This window comes from Paludibaculum fermentans, from assembly GCF_015277775.1.
GTDB classification, from domain to species: domain Bacteria; phylum Acidobacteriota; class Terriglobia; order Bryobacterales; family Bryobacteraceae; genus Paludibaculum; species Paludibaculum fermentans.
On the sequence record NZ_CP063849.1, the window covers coordinates 8,955,089 to 8,971,762 of the forward strand.

The window sequence follows — 16,674 nt, forward strand, 5'->3', positions numbered from 1 at the left end:
AAAGATCACTCCGGCAGATACCGTTTCGCCATCCGTGTGAATTCGTCCAGTTGAGCAGCCTGCCAGACTCCATCGAACCCAAACTCGCCGGCCATAAGTTCCGCCACGCGGGGCGCCATCTCCAGCGCGGCCCGGGCGTTCAGCAGAAGCGCGCGCGTCCGGCGAGCCAGGATATCCTCAACTGTGCGGGCCATCTCCCACCGGGCGGCCCAGATGACCTCGGATTCCAGGTAGGGCAGATCTGCGTGCAGGCGAGCGCCACGGTCCGGGTGGTTCCGCGCCATCTCCTGGATCGGGATCGCGTCCGAACCATAGACCTGGAGGTGCCCGAACTTCGACGCGTAGTGGTGGTAGCCGTGGATGCGCAGCCGCCGCGTGACGCAGGGCCGGTCGTCCAAGCCGGCCAGGACGATGGCCTGATCCACGCAATCCTCGGCCATGTGGCGGTAGGTGGTCCACTTGCCCCCGGCGATGGTGAGCAGACCGCTGGGATCGATATGGATGGAGTGATCGCGCGACAGCGATGCCGTGGAGCCGCCCCCGGCTGCTTTCACGAGCGGCCGGATGCCTGCCCAAGAGCTCAGGATGTCCGAGCGCGACGGCGGTTTGTCCAGATACAGGGCCGAGGTTTCCAGGATGAACTGGATCTCCTGCTCCATCGGCACAGGCTCCAGGGATACCTGGCTGATGGCCGTATCTGTCGTGCCCACCAGGGTGTGGCCATGCCACGGAATCGCGAACATCACGCGCCCGTCGCTGGTGTGCGGCACCATGATGGCGCTGTCGCCCTTGAGGAACGAGGCATCGAACACCAGGTGGATCCCCTGGCTGGGCGCGACCATCGGGGCCACGGATTCGTCGGCCATGCGGCGTACTCCGTCACTGAAGCAGCCCGTGGCGTTGATTACCACCCGCGCCTCGATTTCGAAGCCGGCTCCCGTCTCCTCGTCCCGGACGAGCGCCCCGCGGACCATGCCGTCGGCGGTCTTCAGCAGCCCCTGGGCGGAACAGTAGTTCACCATGGCGGCGCCCTGCTCGGTCGCGGTCATGGCCAGGTGGATGAGCAGGCGCGAGTCGTCGAACTGGCCGTCAAAGTAGACCACGCCGCCGCGCAGGCCATCCTGTTTCAGGGTAGGCAGCCGCTGCAGCGTCTCCTCCTTGGAGAGGTTCTTCGAGGCGCCGAAGCCGTACTTGCCTGCGAGGAGGTCGTAGAGCCGCAGGCCCACGCCGTAGAAGGGCGACTCCCACCATTCGTAGTTGGGGACGACAAACGCCAGGTCGCCCACGAGGTGCGGGGCGTTCTCCCTGAGGATGCCGCGCTCCTTGAGCGCCTCCATCACCAGGGCTACGTTGCCCTGTTCCAGGTAGCGGACGCCGCCGTGGACCAGCTTGGTGGACCGGCTGGACGTGCCCTTGCCGAAGTCGTGCTGCTCGATGAGGGCCACCTGGAAACCGCGGGCGGCCGCATCCAACGCACAGCCGACGCCGGTGGCGCCGCCACCGATCACCAGTAGATCCCAGGGGCCGGAATGCGCCCTTAGCCGTTCGAGTTGCTCCGCTCTGTTCATGCTTCCTCCCAATGCCGGGCGCGGGCCACGGCCCTGGTCCATTTCGCCCGCATTTCCGCCGCCTGCTCCTTCGCCATGGACGGCACGAAGCGGCGGTCTTCCTTCCACTGGCTGGCAATGACGCCGCGGCTGCCGTAGACACCGGTCGCGAGCCCGGCCAGGTAGGCCGCGCCCAGAGCGGTGGTCTCGGTCACCTGGGGCCGGATGACCGGCACACCCAGCAGATCGGCCTGGAACTGCAGCAGCAGGTTGTTCTTGGAAGCGCCGCCGTCGACGCGCAGCTCTTCGAGCCTGATTCCGGAATCAGCTTCCATGGCGGAGACCAGGTCGGCCACCTGGAAGGCGATGGACTCCAGCGCGGCGCGCGCGATGTGGGCGCTGGTGACGCCGCGGGTCAGGCCGAGCATGGCTCCGCGGGCATAGGCATCCCAGTGCGGCGCACCCAGGCCGGCGAAGGCCGGCACCAGGTAGACCCCACCGTTATCCGGAACGCTGGCGGCCAGTTCCTCGATCTCGGGCGCGGTGCGAATGATCTTCAGCCCGTCGCGCAGCCACTGCACCACGGCTCCGCCGATGAAGACGCTGCCTTCCAGGGCGTACTCCGTGGCTCCGCCGGTGTTCCAGGCGACGGTTGTCAGCAGCCGGTTTGTGGAAGCGACCGGAGTCGTGCCGGTCTGCATCAGCATGAAGCAACCGGTGCCGTAGGTGTTCTTCGTCACGCCGGGCGTGAAGCACGCCTGTCCGAAGAGCGCCGCCTGTTGATCGCCGGCGACACCCGCCACCATGATGTGGCCGGGCATGTTCTCGTGCGACGTGGCTCCGAAGCTGCCGCTGGACGGCCGAACCACCGGCAATACAGCCCTCGGCACACCCAGGATTCGCAGGAGTTCGTCGTCCCATTCGCCGGTGCGGATGTTGTAGAGCATCGTGCGCGAGGCGTTGCTGGGATCGGTGGCGTGCACGGCGCCGCGCGTCAGGTTCCAGATGAGCCAGGTGTCGACGGTGCCGAAGGCGAGTTCGCCTGCTTCGGCCCGCTGCCGGGCGCCTGGCACGTTGTCGAGAATCCAGCGGAGCTTGGTGCCTGAGAAGTAAGGGTCGAGCAGCAGGCCGCTGCGGGCCTGGACTTCCGGTTCCACGCCATCGCGCCGGAGTTGATCGCAGAAGCCGGCCGTCCGCCGGTCCTGCCAGACGATGGCGTTGTAGACCGGTTCGCCGGTCTTGCGGTCCCACACCAGCGTGGTCTCGCGCTGATTCGTGATGCCGATGGCGGCGACGGCGTCGGGGGCGATGCGGGCCGAAGCCAGTGCCTCGACCGTGACGCTGAGCTGCGACGACCAGATCTCGCCGGGGTCGTGCTCGACCCAGCCCGCTTGCGGGTAGATCTGGGTGAATTCCTTCTGGGCGACGTTCACGATGCCGCCTTGTTCGTCGAAGATGATTGCGCGGCTCGACGTGGTGCCTTGGTCCAGTGCCAGCAGGTATGCCATGGTTGCTTGTTCTCTCCGAAACAGGATGCCCAGCGTGGTGGTTGCGGGCCTCGAGTCTGACGGCCTGCCCACGGCCATGAGAATATCAGAAGTCTATGTCCAAACCCCTTGAGATCTGGCTCATTCGCCACGGTGAAACCGCGTGGTCGCTCACGGGCCAACACAGCGGCCGTTACGATCTGCCCCTCACGCCGCATGGCGAAGACGAAGCCCGCGCCACGGCCGCCGCCTTACAGGGCGTGGTGTTCGACCAGGTGATCTGCAGCCCGCTGCAGCGCGCCACGCGCACCTGTGAACTCACGGGCTACCTGGCCCAGGCGCGCATCGAGCCCGACGCCGCCGAGTGGGACTACGGGGACTGCACCGGCTTCACGCAGGATCAACTGGCGGAGAAGTATCCCGGCTGGACGATCTGGCGCGGACCCGTGCCGAATGGCGAATCCATCGAGCAGATCTCGGCCCGGGCGCGGCGGGTGATCGATGGAATCAAGGCCGAAGGCGGACGCGTGGCGGTGTTCGCGCACGGGCACTTCCTGCGGATCTTTACGACGCAGTATCTGGGGCTGGAGCCGGAACGCGGGCGGCACTTTGCCCTGGCCACAGCGGCGGTGTGCATTTTGGGGGCGGAACAGGGAGAGCCCGCGATTGTTGCCTGGAACCGGAAAGGGCGGGTGGGGTAGGGCGGGCGCTACAACAACGGCGCGGTTTGCGGGGTTTCCACGGGCGGGGCTTAAGCCCCGCGCAAGATAAATCTCGCCCCACAACGAGAAGCTCGCCCCACAAAAAGGGGCTGTCAGGCGTTCAGCGCCCGGTTCATGCGGGCAATGGCTTCGTCGATCTCCGCTGGAGACTTGAAGCCGATTGTCATGGCGTCGACCGCCCCGCTCCGGATCACCTTCTGCATGGCGGCTTCGCGGTCGTCCGGATTGGTAAACCGGCCTTCGCCGATGAGCTTCATGCCCAGGACACCGGTGCCCTGGTTGTGGACTTCGGCAACGTGGGTGAAGACTTCATCCACGTCGCCCAGGTCGTCGGTGTCGCGCGTCTGGAGCGAGTCCATCTTTACGCCGTTGTGGTTGACACGCATCAGCGCGACATCCAGCCACTTGTTGCCGGGGAAGGCGCGCAGGGGCAGCAGGCCGTGGCACGACGCACCGTGCGCCACGATGACCTTCTTCTGCTTGACCTCGGAGAAGGCGTCGCGCAACCGCTCGTGATCCGCGCTCCAGGTGGCCGAGCGGACACAGTGTAGAAGCAGGATGTCGACGTACTCCGACTTGAGCTCACGGCGGAAGCGGTCGATGGTCTCCTTGGGATCTTCGGGCGTGTTCAGGCGGAACTTGGTCATCAGCCGGTAGGAGTCGCGCGGGATCCCTTGCAGGGCGATGCCGAGCATCTCGGGCATGCCTCGATAGGCGTCGGCTGTCTCAAAGAAGCGGATGCCGCTGTCATAGGCGTACCGGACGAGCCTGGTGAACTGCTCCTGGCCCAGTTCGCGCTGGACGCGTCCGCTGAACGTGCCAGTGCCGAAGGCGAGCCGGGAGACCTTGACGCCTGAGTTGCCGAGCGTCACGAGGTCGGACGCGGCGCGCCTGGTGGGGGCAGCGGTCAGGTTCAGGCCGCCGACGGCGGCAGTGCCTGCGGCGATCACCGCGGTTTTCAGAAAGTTGCGACGGTTGCAGAGCGCCATAGGATCAGCCTCCTCGTGGATTACTGGAAACAGTATCACAACTGTACGGTAAAAACCGCCCCCTGGACGTTCTCCTGGCCGCGCAGGCGGGGCTCCCCTGTCGTTATAAGGAGTTAGGATTTCAAGGATCTGGTCCGGGCGAGTTGTCCGGAAAGGCGCGGCCGGGTGGGGCGCCGGAGTAGTTGGCTTCGTTTCGCGCAGTGCCGGTGATGGGCCGGCGGTGCTGTCTCTATTGCCGGGACTCCATGTACCTCAGGATGGGCATGCCGTCTTCTGCCGCAGCCAGATCGGCTTCGTTTTGTTCGGCCTCATGGGTCTCGAACTCGGCGAGTGCGTCCTGATTGATTTCAATGACATGATCGATGCCTTTGGTGAGGCGCGCCTGCACCAGTCGCGCTTCGCTGTAGTTGTCGACGTTGAAGAAGTCCCCTGTGTTTTTGGTGAGGCGCGTGATTTCGGCGAGGGGGGCGCCTTCGGTGATGCCCTGGACGACGGCGGCGTGCTGCTGGAGGAGGGCGACGCGCTCGGTCTGAAGTTTGCTGAGTTCTTTCATGGCGCGATAGAGACCGCGCTCCAGGTCGCGGCGGTAGCGAGCGTAGCGTTCGAGTTTGGCGGCGTAGGGGTCGGATTCGGCCAATGGGTTCGTTTCGGCGAGGATGAGGCTCTCGAAGGTTTCGATGCGGCGGAGGTTCCAGGTGTGGGTGAGGATGCGATGGAAGATCTCTTCTTCGAAGCAGTCGGCGGGGCGGGTTCTGAGGCGTAGGGCGGCTTCGAGCTCAGTGAACTCGGCGCGGTCTTCGAATGTGATGTTGAGGTGCCGGGCGGTGAGGCCATGGCGGCGGGCGTTCTGGGCTGAGCGGGCTTTGCCGTCGAAGGAGACGGGGCCGGTGGACAACTGGGCATTGGCCTGGTTGGCGAGGACCTGAGCAGCGGATGACATTTTTGAAAAACTCCTTTGTAAATAGAAATGGCCGGCATGGAAGCCGGCGCGATTCCAGGGTAAAGGGTGGGTCAAGGGGTAAGGCGGGCTTCGGAGGATGGGTTTGTTGAATCCAAAGGAAATAAAGGTCTGATTCCGCGGTGACTGAAGAAAGCTTCATGCGGGAATTGGGGGAGAAGTGGGGTGAGGCGGGTGTAGGTGTGAGGAGTCGCTGCCGCTTTTGCGGCTTCTGACTGGCACGGAGGGCTTAGTTTTGGAGCCTGATCGTTCCCAGAGCAGCCAGTTTAGGGGAAACTGACGTCTCAGTATGGGTTGCTCCTGCTTATTGTGGACGGGTTTGTGTCTTTATGAGATGTCCTGAGGGATTCGGATTCGTGCGCGGGTGGCGCAGCACGAGGGAGTGCATTGGGGGGAGTGGTGAGAGGTGCCGCCCTTTCTCCCCGCCTTTGCCAAGGCGGAGCAAGGCGCATCGTTCATGTTTCTCCCGAATGGGATATCAATTTGTTAAGACGTGACCAGGCAGGACGGAAAAGCAAGATGCGCGCCGAGCAATCGTGGACTGTGGCGCATTGGATGCGGAAAAAAACACGCATAGACGTCGTAAGTAAGGTGATATTTTGCTTCCAATGCGCGTGCAACAGTCGTACATTGGATGCTGTATGAAGAGGAATTCGTGTTCTCTGCGTGCTGTCTTTCTTGCGGCTGCCTGGCTGCTGGCTGCGCCGATGCTTCGAGCGGATCCGCCATGGTATGACGTGAGTATTGGTTTTGATTTCATTGGGCGGATCTGGCGATAGATGCGACGGTTGGTGCATGGCCCGCTGCTCCACATTCACCATGGACGGCTACAACGGTCGTGTCCTCACCAATGTGCCGAACTTCGTTGATTCGAATGGGTTCATCCGGACAGACAAGAAGGCAGCCTTGGTGAGTGCTGGCGTAGTGCCCGCCGTGGCGAGTTTGAAGATCATAGCGTCAATTCCAGCGGCGCCTGCCTTGAATGCCACCCAGACATCGTTCACCATATCCCTGAACGGCAAGGCGACTAAGACGATCACTTTTCCTTACCTTCCTTTGCATATCACGTGGGGACTCGATCTGGACTTCCCCATCGAAGCCGTCAAGTTTCCGGAGTTCAAACAGCCACAGGGTGCCAATGGTACGTTACAGCCGCCTGACCCGGTACTCAACGTGATCACTGTCACTCATCAAGGTGGTCCAGATGACGTCCCCGCAGAATGCGGCGATCATGATTCGTGCGGTGTCTGGGCCACGCTAAAGTTCGACGTAGTGGCTCCTACCGTGCTGATTCATGGAATGACCAGCAGTCGGAAGTGGTACTACCAGAGGAACTTCACGCAGTCTTTCCAGGCGGCCGGTAAGCCGTTTGTGGTGTTGCCACTAGGCCGGAAGGAGTCGCTCGGCGATGCCCGGATCAATACAATGGCCACAGCAATTGCACCCACACTTCGCACAGTGGCGGATGCATTTGGCGCCGATAGCGTGAATTTGGTGGGCCACAGCAAGGGTGGGTTATACGGACGGCGACTCGCCGCGATGGCGGCTGCATCCGACAGCGGGTTGCCGTCGATTTTCTCCCTGACTTCCATCGATAGCCCTCACGAGGGCTCTCCGATGGCCGATTGCGTGGTCGCTTTTGATGCAGACCTGCCAAATCAGCTCTGGGCGGCTGGCGTATGGCTGGATGTGTTCGTATACAAACTGACCCACTTGCGGCAGAAGCAGGAAGCGTATAGCGATCTCTCAGTGAACGAACAGCTACTATATAACGCAGCTCACGGTCTTCCTGGGGATGTCTTACGCTACAACGATGATTCCGGACAGGAGGTCGTCAGGAACGTTATCGCCTATGAAGCGATCGCTTCCGATGCGATGAACCCGCAGACCAATACCATAGAGTGGACTGGCTATGTGAATGCGATGGTAGCTGCGAGGATGGATAGGATTTTCCAGCGGGTCAAGAAGATCAATTTTCAATCCACAGGCTCGACGATTACTGGTGCCAATGTTGAGCGGCCCACAGTTCGAGTGAAGAATGATCTAGCCGTCCCCGTCTCAAGCCAACAGCTGTCGTCAGGAATTCCCTCTGGCTTCCTGCCACTGCCTTTGGATCAGATTCTCTTTCATAACCACAGCACTGTGAACAGCAGCGATGTTGGCTCCATCGTTTCACAACGCCTGACAGTCGAAAGGCAGGCGAAGCTAAAGCGATGATCGACCGAGTGCGGGCGCTTAAACTAATTCTCCTTGTGCAGGTCCTTGCCTCCGCCAAGGACCCGAAGTTGTACAAGTTGCGGTTTCGCGAAGGTGCGGAGAACTGTGCTGTTGTACGAATCCCGGATTTGTGGGTCTACAGCCCACAGCGATGGCCCCGCCCGCTCTCTCCCGGGCAACGGGAACTGCGCAAGAACCCATCGGCGCCAGAACCCGGCTTTCTTGTTCGCTGGAATGGGGAATATGGAGGTGCTCCAGATAACTACAGCGAAAATGTCTTTCGATTTGAGTGGAGCGGACCTGAGCCCACATTCTTCTCCACTTCGGCAGACCACTGGCTGACGGCGTCGCGAGTTGAGACAACTTGGTGGGGCAACACTCGTGCCCCATCCTTCGGTGGTGACCCTCCAGAGGTAGTCATTGAGGGCAAGTCCTTCGAGCGGACCGGAAAGCACTGGACAGGAACTCCGAGCGACGCAATCCTGGCGCCCGACAAGCGATGGCTTGTGCTACAGAGTAGCGACGGGAGGATTGTTCGCCGAACGCTTTTCGGCGAGGGCCCGGACCGTCCATTAGACGGGCGAGTTCATATCGATGTCTATCACGTGCCGACCGGCAAGAGAAAGATTCGACTCGAGATAAACCAAACCGGAGGCCAAGGCCTGATTACGTTTTTAGCAGATACTGCAATTTATGAAGGTCGATACTTGTTCCTCCGTGTTGACCCTCGGCCGCAGCAGACGCATTTTCTAGTCTGTAAACTACCGACCGAGCCATAGCTCAGAGACGCTTCAACTGGCAGGATTCAAGGGATGTGCTACCAAATAACAGTCCTCAGCCTAGGGATGATGATGTGCGGCAATGCCTTCGCCAAAGAGCCGAAGCTGTATAAGCTGCGATTTCGGGAAGGCGCGGAGAATTGTGCGGTGGTGCGAATCCCCGATCCATGGCAGTACAGGCCTGAACGAATACCCAAAGAACCCTTGGAGGGCCGATGGGAGTTGCGCAAGGACGCAACAGCGCCCTCGCCCGGCTACCTTCTTCGTTGGAATGGGGAGCTTGGGTATGTGCCGGACAACTACAGCGACAATGTTTTTCGATTCGAGTGGACTAGCGACAAGCCTGTGTTCTTCCCCGTCGCGCCGGAGAGGTGGGCCGCGGCATCGAAGATGAAGATGTCATGGTGGGGTAACAAGGGCACCCACGTCATAGGTGGCGACGATCCTACGGTGACCGTGGAAGGGCGATCGTTCGAACGAACGGGCAAGCACTGGAACCAGAGCTATAGTGATGCAATCCTGACCTCCGACAAGAAGTGGCTTGTTTTGCAGAGTACTGACGGAAAAATCGTAAACCGAACCCTCTTCGGAGAAGGACCAGGCCTGCCTTTGGATGGACCGATCCACGTCGACGTTTATCGGATGCGGACGGGCAAGCGGTATATCCGATTGGAAATGGATCAATCGGAGCGCCAGGACCTATCGTATTTTTTGAACAACACCCACATCTACGAAGATCGGTATTTATTTCTTCGCGTCGATCCGCGCGGAAAGCAAATGTACTACCTTGTCTGTAAACTACCGGCCGAGCCATAGTCCGGAAAGATCGTCGGGCTGTGCAGGATTCCAAGCGGCTGGCGGATGATGAAGTCTGAGGGCCGGAGATTGCATGCTCAACGATGTCTGCCGGCCAGGGGTAACTTCAGTGGCCTTCAGCAGATGTCAATCGGTTGACGGCCTGCGATCGCGCATTGAATCTTGTCTCTCAGTATTCCCGGCCAGCACCCCTCAAACTCGGATTTCACTAAAGACTGGTGGTCGGCCTCAATCCATGCGAATTCCTTGGCGAATTGCTTGAAGGCGAAAGTGAACGAGACCAGGCAGGGTGTTCGGTGGTTGAGTTCTTCCATGCAACTGAGTAGGATGTTGTTCAGCCAAGCGAGCCCGGATTGGCCGACGCCACCTGGCTGCTCGTAGCAATTGTGAGTCATCAATACTTCAAGATGGATGATTCGCGCCCTCAGGAGCGGACGAAGATCTGCCGTGGCGGGGAAAAGAACTTCCTGGTTCTCCCGGCAGTAGAGAAAGATTAGGCCATATTGGAGGATCTCCATGGCGGCAAAGAGTGGGGTCTGATTTCCGCCGCACCTTCTGCCTGGGCTGAGCGCCTTCAGCTCGATGAAGTCGTACTCGGTGTCGGAATGCCGGTGTACGAGGTCAATGCTTCGTTTGGCCTCGTGTCCATCCGTGAGCCCAGATGAAAGGGGAACCTGATTTACCCAGTCGCTGTCCATCAGGCGTGCAATCGCCCGCTCGATCCGAACTTCAAGACTGCCGTTGCCTGGGTCCAGCTTCAGGTTCTTTTTGAAGCGCCACATCTGGCCTCCCCGCACAGGCGTGCCCGCTTGGGTCAGGGCCGATCGATTCTCGCTGATCCTCGACAGAAGCCGGCGAACCAGTTCTGCCCCGTCAAGCTGAGGCTTCTCCCTGCACAACTTTCCGTAGGCACTCCTATTGGCGTACGAAAGGTTGATCGGGCTGAGGCCGAAGAAATCGTCAATTACCTGGTCGAGGGCGGTGACAATCCCTTTGTTGACTGGAGTGGTCAGTGGTATGGGCGTGTTCATTCCTGAGTTCCGAAGTGCGACCCTGATCGTTGCGTGGGCGCATGATTCCCGCAGTCGGCCCGCTTCTGGAGGAGGTTTGCCGGCTGCAGTACGCAGTATCCCGCGCGAAGCGATGAACGTGTACTTCGGTCGATACCTACGGCGAGGACAACGCCGTCAGTCCTCCCGGTAGGTGAAAGGCGCCACTCGATATTGAGCTCGTTCCGGAAGCCTATTCTGGAGTGGCGCCTCGCGAACCCGCTTACCCGAACTTCACCAGATCCCAGGGCTTCCTGTATGGCCGGAAGAGGTACTTCCCGGCTTCCGGGGCTCCCGGGAAACTGAACGTCTTCGCATCCCAGTTCAGCTTGCGTCCGGTCCAGTAGGCGACGTTGCCCATACACGCCACGGCCGTGGCTCGGACGCCCACTTCGATGTTCGCCGCCGGCTCTTTCCTGGCGCGCACGCAGTCCACAAAGTTCTTGGTGTGGAGCGGGGTCGGCTCGTCTTCGTTCATCTTGAACTTCTCGATGCGGGGTTTCCATTCCGCTCCGCGGGCAAAGCGCTTGCCGGGTTCCGGCGGAACGGGCTCGGGGTAGAGCTCCATGCCCAGGCGGTCGACGAACAACGCGGCCTCCGTGCCGTAGAACGCCATGCCGTGCGGACGGTCTTCCGGGCCGCGCATGCCGTAGTACTTCATCCCCGGTGTGCGGCCGCCCAGGCCATGCCCGTTGTAGTTGCAGCACTCATAGGACAGGATAAACGACGGGTATTCATAGGTCGCCGTCTGCATGTCCAGGATGTCGCCGGCCAGCTTCTGGTTGAAGCGCAGGGCGGAAGAGACTACATTCTTCGGAGTGTCGACGCCCATGATCTGGTGGACGGAATCGAAGCGGTGATTGCCGTAGTCGCTGATGATGCCGTTCGTGTAGTCCATGTACGACCGGTAGTTCAGGCGGTTCTGGTTGTAGGCGACCTTGGGGGCCGGTCCCAGCCACATATCCCAGTTCAGATCCGAGGGCGGGTCGCTGTCCGGTACGGGGGGATTGCCCCAGAACGTGCTCATGTAGTTCCACACGCGCACGAAGTGGACCTCGCCGATTTTTCCGCTGGCGATGATCTTCGCGGCTTCGGCGATGTGATCGGCCGAACGGTGCTGCGTGCCGATCTGCACAATGCGTTTCGTGCGGCGCACGGTGTCCACCATCGTCTTCGCTTCGGCGAGCCGGTACATGACCGGCTTCTCGAGGTAGACGTCCTTGCCGGCCTCGCAGGCCAGCATCATCATCGGGGCATGCCACGGATCCGGGGTGCCGATGATGACGGCGTCGATCTCCTTGTCGGCCAGCATGGCGCGGAAGTCGCTGTACGTCTTTGCCTGCGGGGCCCACTGTTTGGCGCGGTCCACGCGGCTGCCGTAGACATCGCAGAGGCCGGCGATGTCGACATTGCGCGGTTCCTTCAGGCGCGGATCGAGATTTCCGTCGTGATAGTTGTCCGGAGCCACCGCCTGGATGTCGACCGGTGTTCCGCGCATCAGCCGGGCATCGAATGTGCCGCGGCCTCCACAGCCGATCAGCCCGACGCGGAGCCGGTCGTTGGCGCCCAGTACGGCCTGGCGCGATACGGCGGTCCAGGCGGCGGCGCCCGCTCCCACGCGGTTCAGGAAGTCTCTTCTTTGCATGCGCGGAATCTCACTTTCTGACTGGCTGCGCGGAATCATTCCGCCCAGCGCCCACTCAGACGGGTGGGAGTAGTGAGGACTTGTCGACGAAAAGAGCGAACCACTCCAACCCGGCTGCCTGCCTGTTTACTGCAAATCGGCTGCAGCATGGGGACCCTCTCCGCCCAGGCAGTGTGGTGGAGGGCTGCGTCCCACGCTGCCGGAATCGTATATTCCCAGGGGAGGGAAGTCAACCTGTGGGGGGGGAGTTGTCAACGTAAAGTCGAAATGTCCTATTCTCCGTAAAGTAGAAATGTCCGGTTTTGGCCGGGCGGGAGAAGGGTGCGTGGTTGGCCGGGCGGGCCGGTGCAGCGGGGATACGCGGTATGGGCGGAGCCTGCTTCCGGGATCCGGGATTGGCGGTTGGGTGGGTCTTGGCGGACGCTCAGGTGTCCGTGGCCGGCTCTCTTGAAGACGCGCGAGTAGCCCGTCGCTTGCGCTTCGGGAGTGGGTGGGCGGGCTGCCTCGCTTTGGCTGCCCGCTGGGGAAGGTGGGCTCCGTTGAAGAGGCTCGGACGGCCGGGGCCAGCTCTGTTGAGGCCGCGCGGGTGGAGGGTCGCGCTACAGCACTGAGTGGGGCCTTTCGGTGGCTCCTCCGCTCACTCACGTTCGCGGCTCAATTTGCGGCCGGCTGGGGCAGGGGGGGCAGTTGAAGACGTGGGCTTGTCCGTGGCCCGCTCGATTGAAAGTCACCCCTCCATTGAAGACGCGCTGGCGAAGGGTCGTGAGACTGCCGGTGTGGGGCATTTCGGTGGCTATCCGCTCATTTACATTCGCGGCTCCGTTTGCGGCCGGCTGGGGCAGGGGGCAGTTGAAGACGTGGGCTTGTCCGTGGCCCGCTCCTTGCCAGTCGCGGTTCGCAGCGCGGTGGGGAGGACTCCCTTCCGGTCGGCGTTGGTTGCGGTTTCCCGGGGCTTGGCGGGCTTCGATGATCGTCGGGCCAGTGAGGTTTGACGCGCTTCCGGGGGGCCGACCTTGGGGGGCGACCGCCGACCTGGGGGTCCGCCCTCCTGGAGTTTCAGAAGCAAGGATTTTTGTTTGATCTCGCGGGCTGGCGGGCAGGGGACTGCTCCAAAAATGCACACGGGGACTACCCACTCGTGGCCTAAGTGTGATTTGCTGTCGTCATGACACGCAGAGATGTTCTGGCCCTGGCCGGTTCGCTTCCCGGATTTCTCTCCTCCACCGCCGCGTCCGCGCAGACTTCTGCAGGCCGCCGCATGGGCGGAACGCCGACTGCTTTTCTTGCCCATGTCCGTGCGGCGCGCGAAGGCGGCGGTCCGTTCGACATCGTGGAGCACTGTCACCAAATGGGCCTGGCCGGCGTGCAGACGAATCCGCCCTCAATGGATCCGGAGGCGATCCGCAAGTTCCGTGAGCGGCTTGAGTCGTACCGGATGCACCTCGTTACGGATCCGCGCTTGCCCAAGGACGCCAGCGAGGTGGCTGCTTTCGACGCGCAGGTGAAAGCCCATAAGGAAGCCGGCGCGGTCGCCTTCCATGCCGCTCTCACCGGACGGCGCTACGACGACTTCACCGCTTTCGAGCCGTGGAAGGAGATGTTCCTCGACCGCCAGCGCCAGGTACAACTCGCCGAACCGGTGCTGCGCAAGTACAAGGTCCCGCTCGGCCTGGAGAACCACAAAGGCTACCGTTCCGCTGAGCAGGCCGCCTGGCTGAAGCGACTGGGCAGCGAGTGGGTGGGCGTCTGTCTCGACTTCGGCAACAACCTCTCGCTTTGCGAGGATCCCCTCGACACGGCCCGCACGCTCGCGCCATACACCGTCTACGCTCACATCAAGGACATGGCGATGGAGGAGTACGAAGACGGCTTCCTGCTCTCCGAGGTTCCGTTCGGAGAGGGCCTCGTTGATCTGCCGCAGATCATCGCGATCCTCCGCAAGAAGGATCCGAACATGATCTTCAACCTCGAAATGATCACCCGGGATCCGCTGAAGATTCCGGTCTTCACTCCAAAGTATTGGGCCACCTTCGACGATTCCTACAGCCCGCTGCCGGGCCGGGACCTGGCCAAGGTCCTCGATCTCGTTCACAAGCACAAGCCGAAGCAGCCGCTGCCGCGCACCGCCGGCCTGAGCGTGGCGCAGCAATTGAAGCTGGAAGACGAGCTCAACCAGAAGTGCGCGACGTACGCGCGCGAGCATCTGGCCCTGTAGCCCGGTTCCGGCGCCGACGCCGCTTCGGTTCAAAGCTGCTCATGCGGGCCGGCTGCGTCAGGTCTGGATGTTAACCTACGCCCATGCACCGCGACGAACTTCTGGCGAGCCCGCTCGCCTTCATGCCTCCGGCCCGCCTTCTCGACGGACTGACCGCTGAGGACGCCGCCCGGACGATCCCTGGAGTCCAACATTCCATCGTCGAGATCCTGGCGCACATGGTGTACTGGCAGGCCTGGTTCCTGAATCGCTGCCAGGGGGTGGCCGCGCCCATGGCCGCGCACGCGGCGGAGGGGTGGCCCGAGGTTACCGCGGCCGATTGGGATCCGTTGCGCGCGCAGTTCCTCAGCGGACTGCAGCGCGCCGTCGAACTACCGGAGGACGGCCGCGTTACGCCGCCGATCGAGTTTCCACCGCTGGCCGAGTACACCTTCAACGATGCGATCACACACATTGCCCAGCACAATGCCCATCATCTTGGACAAATTGTCATTCTGCGGCAGGTGATGAACCTCTGGCCGCCGCCCGAGGGCAGCTACACCTGGTAGAAGGAGCCGCTGCCGTCCCACGCTGACAGGCGAGACGAGGGGCGAGCCCCCAAGCCGCTACACCTGGGCAATTACCTTCAGCAGCCCGCCCAGCGAAATCTCCGTGGCCCGGGCCTTGCCCTCCGGAGTCCGCCAGTGCGTTTCCAGCGTGTAGGACCCCTGGTAGCGGTCTTTTCGTAGCGCCCGGATCTGGCCGAGGTTGTCGAACTCGCCTGTGCCCACCGCCGCCCACTCCACGGTCCCATCGGCCTTGTGGCGCCAGTCGCGCAGGTGCACATGGAAGATCCGTGCCGGATCCAGCTTCGGATACCCGTCCTTCAGTGGAGCTTCTCCGCACGAGGCGGCGTTGTTCGGATCCCAGGCGAGGCCCAGGTTGTCGTTCGAGACAGCCTTCAGCAGCCGGGCCGAGTCGGCGCCCGTCTGTACATAGCCACCCTTCAGGTTTTCGACGGCTAACCGGAACCCGCGTTTCTTCGCGTGCGTGGCGGCTTCTTTCAGCAGTTCGTAGCTGCGGGGATAGGCGGCGGTATCGCCGGTGCTGCCGTCTTTGGGGACGAAGGCGAAGATCCGCAGCAGTTTCGTGCCGAGGATGTCGGCGCGATCCATGGCCGAATCCAGCAGCGCCCATTCTTTGTCGAGCGCAGCTGCGGTGGGGATGTCGGCGCGGAAGAAGGCCGTGTCGACGATGGAGGTCCGCATCTTGGCGGCGTCAAAGATGCCGCGGATCTCGCGCACCTTTTCGACAGGCTGCGACGTGTTGTACTTGCCCCACACCGACCGTACTTCGGCCCAATGGAGATTGAACCGCGCCAGGAACTCGGCGGCGGTTTTCGGCTCTTCGTCGATCTCGTCGGTGGTGATGCCGAGCTTGATTTCGTCGAGAGGCAGGGCACGCAGCAAGCCGCCAAGGGCAGCGGTCAACGCGGCGCGCCGGGTGAGTGGGAGCAGGCCAGTCATGCCAAACAGTATGTCATCACTGGCTGCCAGGTCCCGGTGAGTTTGGTGCTCAACCAGGTGCTGACAGCGTTCAGGGATGCGGCGTCGCTGTAGCGAACAGCCTCCCTACGAAATGGACACATTTCCGATGTAAGCTTTTTGCGTCCCCCGAGACTACCTGTTTGAACGCGATGAACAGCATTGCCCAGACAGTCGGGACGGCAAGCATGGATGATCTCCAAAAAGTGACCTTCCTGCGATTGATGGAGGACTACTCCGCGGCGTTGGCGCGTCTTGCGGGTGCTTACCTGCCGCAGCCCGAAGACCGGGAAGACCTGCTCCAGGAGATTGCCGCCGCCGTCTGGACGGCCATTCCCCGGTTCAAAGGCGAGGCGAGTGAGCGCACCTGGCTGTACCGGATCGCGCACAATACCGCGATTACGGTTGCCGCCAAGGTCCGCCGCCGCGGCCGGGTCGAAACCGCCTTTGAGGTCGCCGGCGAACCGGTGGGCGCCGGTGCCGCGGGTGACGAGCGCCTGATCCGGCAGCAGCAGCAGGACTGGCTTACTGCGGCCATCCGCGAGTTGCCGGTGGTCGACCGGCAGGTCCTGGTCCTGCACCTCGAAGGCCTCCGCTACTCGGAGATCCACGAGGTGACCGGCCTAGGGGAAGGCGCGATTGGGGTCCGGCTGACGCGGATCCGGGAACGACTGGGCCATGCGATTCGCCGAAAGGAGAGTGAACTGTGAACCACGAACATGACCTG

The 16,674-nt window shown here is 62.1% G+C and carries 13 protein-coding genes; 6 read left to right on the forward strand and 7 right to left on the reverse strand.

Annotated features, from left to right (window positions below; genetic code table 11):
* Positions 1–5 precede the first annotated feature (5 nt).
* Positions 6–1,568 carry a glycerol-3-phosphate dehydrogenase/oxidase gene (locus IRI77_RS35540; protein WP_194449656.1) on the reverse strand — a complete coding sequence of 521 codons (1,563 nt, stop codon included), beginning with the start codon at positions 1,566–1,568 and terminating at the stop codon, positions 6–8.
* Positions 1,565–3,055: a glycerol kinase GlpK gene (glpK, locus tag IRI77_RS35545; protein ID WP_194449657.1), complete on the reverse strand. Its 1,491-nt coding sequence runs from the start codon at positions 3,053–3,055 to the stop codon at positions 1,565–1,567. The genes IRI77_RS35540 and glpK overlap by 4 nt, the downstream gene beginning before the upstream one ends.
* A gap of 95 nt (positions 3,056–3,150) precedes the next feature.
* Here glpK and IRI77_RS35550 point away from each other — a divergent pair, with 95 nt between their 5' ends.
* Positions 3,151–3,735, forward strand: a complete 585-nt coding sequence (locus IRI77_RS35550) for a histidine phosphatase family protein (protein WP_194449658.1) — start codon at positions 3,151–3,153, stop codon at positions 3,733–3,735.
* A gap of 113 nt (positions 3,736–3,848) precedes the next feature.
* Here the strand turns inward: IRI77_RS35550 and IRI77_RS35555 are convergent, their stop codons facing one another.
* Positions 3,849–4,745, reverse strand: coding sequence for an aldo/keto reductase (locus IRI77_RS35555; protein ID WP_194449659.1), 897 nt, complete (start codon positions 4,743–4,745; stop codon positions 3,849–3,851).
* A gap of 229 nt (positions 4,746–4,974) precedes the next feature.
* The gene (locus tag IRI77_RS35560; RefSeq protein WP_194449660.1) at positions 4,975–5,685 is read right to left on the reverse strand and encodes a hypothetical protein; all 711 of its coding nucleotides are present in this window, start codon (positions 5,683–5,685) and stop codon (positions 4,975–4,977) included.
* Between the two features lie 813 nt (positions 5,686–6,498).
* Here IRI77_RS35560 and IRI77_RS35565 point away from each other — a divergent pair.
* Both IRI77_RS35565 and IRI77_RS35570 read left to right on the forward strand, forming a co-directional pair.
* Positions 6,499–7,920, forward strand: a complete 1,422-nt coding sequence (locus tag IRI77_RS35565; RefSeq protein ID WP_194449661.1) for a lipase family alpha/beta hydrolase — start codon at positions 6,499–6,501, stop codon at positions 7,918–7,920.
* 812 nt (positions 7,921–8,732) lie between these two features.
* On the forward strand, positions 8,733–9,515 hold the full coding sequence (locus tag IRI77_RS35570) for a hypothetical protein (RefSeq protein WP_194449662.1): 783 nt from the start codon (positions 8,733–8,735) through the stop codon (positions 9,513–9,515).
* A 116-nt stretch (positions 9,516–9,631) separates the two neighbouring features.
* On the opposite strand, the gene IRI77_RS35575 is transcribed toward IRI77_RS35570, so the two are convergent.
* Positions 9,632–10,546 (reverse strand): hypothetical protein, encoded by a 915-nt coding sequence (locus IRI77_RS35575; protein WP_194449663.1) that lies wholly within the window; start codon positions 10,544–10,546, stop codon positions 9,632–9,634.
* Positions 10,547–10,787: 241 nt separating this feature from the next.
* Entirely contained in the window at positions 10,788–12,209 is a 1,422-nt protein-coding gene (locus tag IRI77_RS35580) for a Gfo/Idh/MocA family protein (RefSeq protein ID WP_194449664.1), read from the reverse strand.
* A gap of 1,165 nt (positions 12,210–13,374) precedes the next feature.
* Between IRI77_RS35580 and IRI77_RS35585 the strand changes: the two genes are divergently transcribed.
* On the forward strand, positions 13,375–14,424 hold the full coding sequence (locus tag IRI77_RS35585) for a sugar phosphate isomerase/epimerase family protein (protein ID WP_194449665.1): 1,050 nt from the start codon (positions 13,375–13,377) through the stop codon (positions 14,422–14,424).
* 83 nt (positions 14,425–14,507) lie between these two features.
* The gene (locus IRI77_RS35590; RefSeq protein WP_194449666.1) at positions 14,508–14,972 is read left to right on the forward strand and encodes a DinB family protein; all 465 of its coding nucleotides are present in this window, start codon (positions 14,508–14,510) and stop codon (positions 14,970–14,972) included.
* A gap of 57 nt (positions 14,973–15,029) precedes the next feature.
* Here IRI77_RS35590 and IRI77_RS35595 read toward each other — a convergent pair whose 3' ends face one another.
* A complete protein-coding gene (locus IRI77_RS35595; RefSeq protein ID WP_194449667.1) occupies positions 15,030–15,929 on the reverse strand; it encodes a sugar phosphate isomerase/epimerase family protein in 900 nt (299 codons plus the stop codon).
* Positions 15,930–16,135: 206 nt separating this feature from the next.
* Between IRI77_RS35595 and IRI77_RS35600 the strand changes: the two genes are divergently transcribed.
* Positions 16,136–16,657, forward strand: coding sequence for an RNA polymerase sigma factor (locus tag IRI77_RS35600; RefSeq protein ID WP_194449668.1), 522 nt, complete (start codon positions 16,136–16,138; stop codon positions 16,655–16,657).
* The last annotated feature ends 17 nt before the right edge of the window (positions 16,658–16,674 follow it).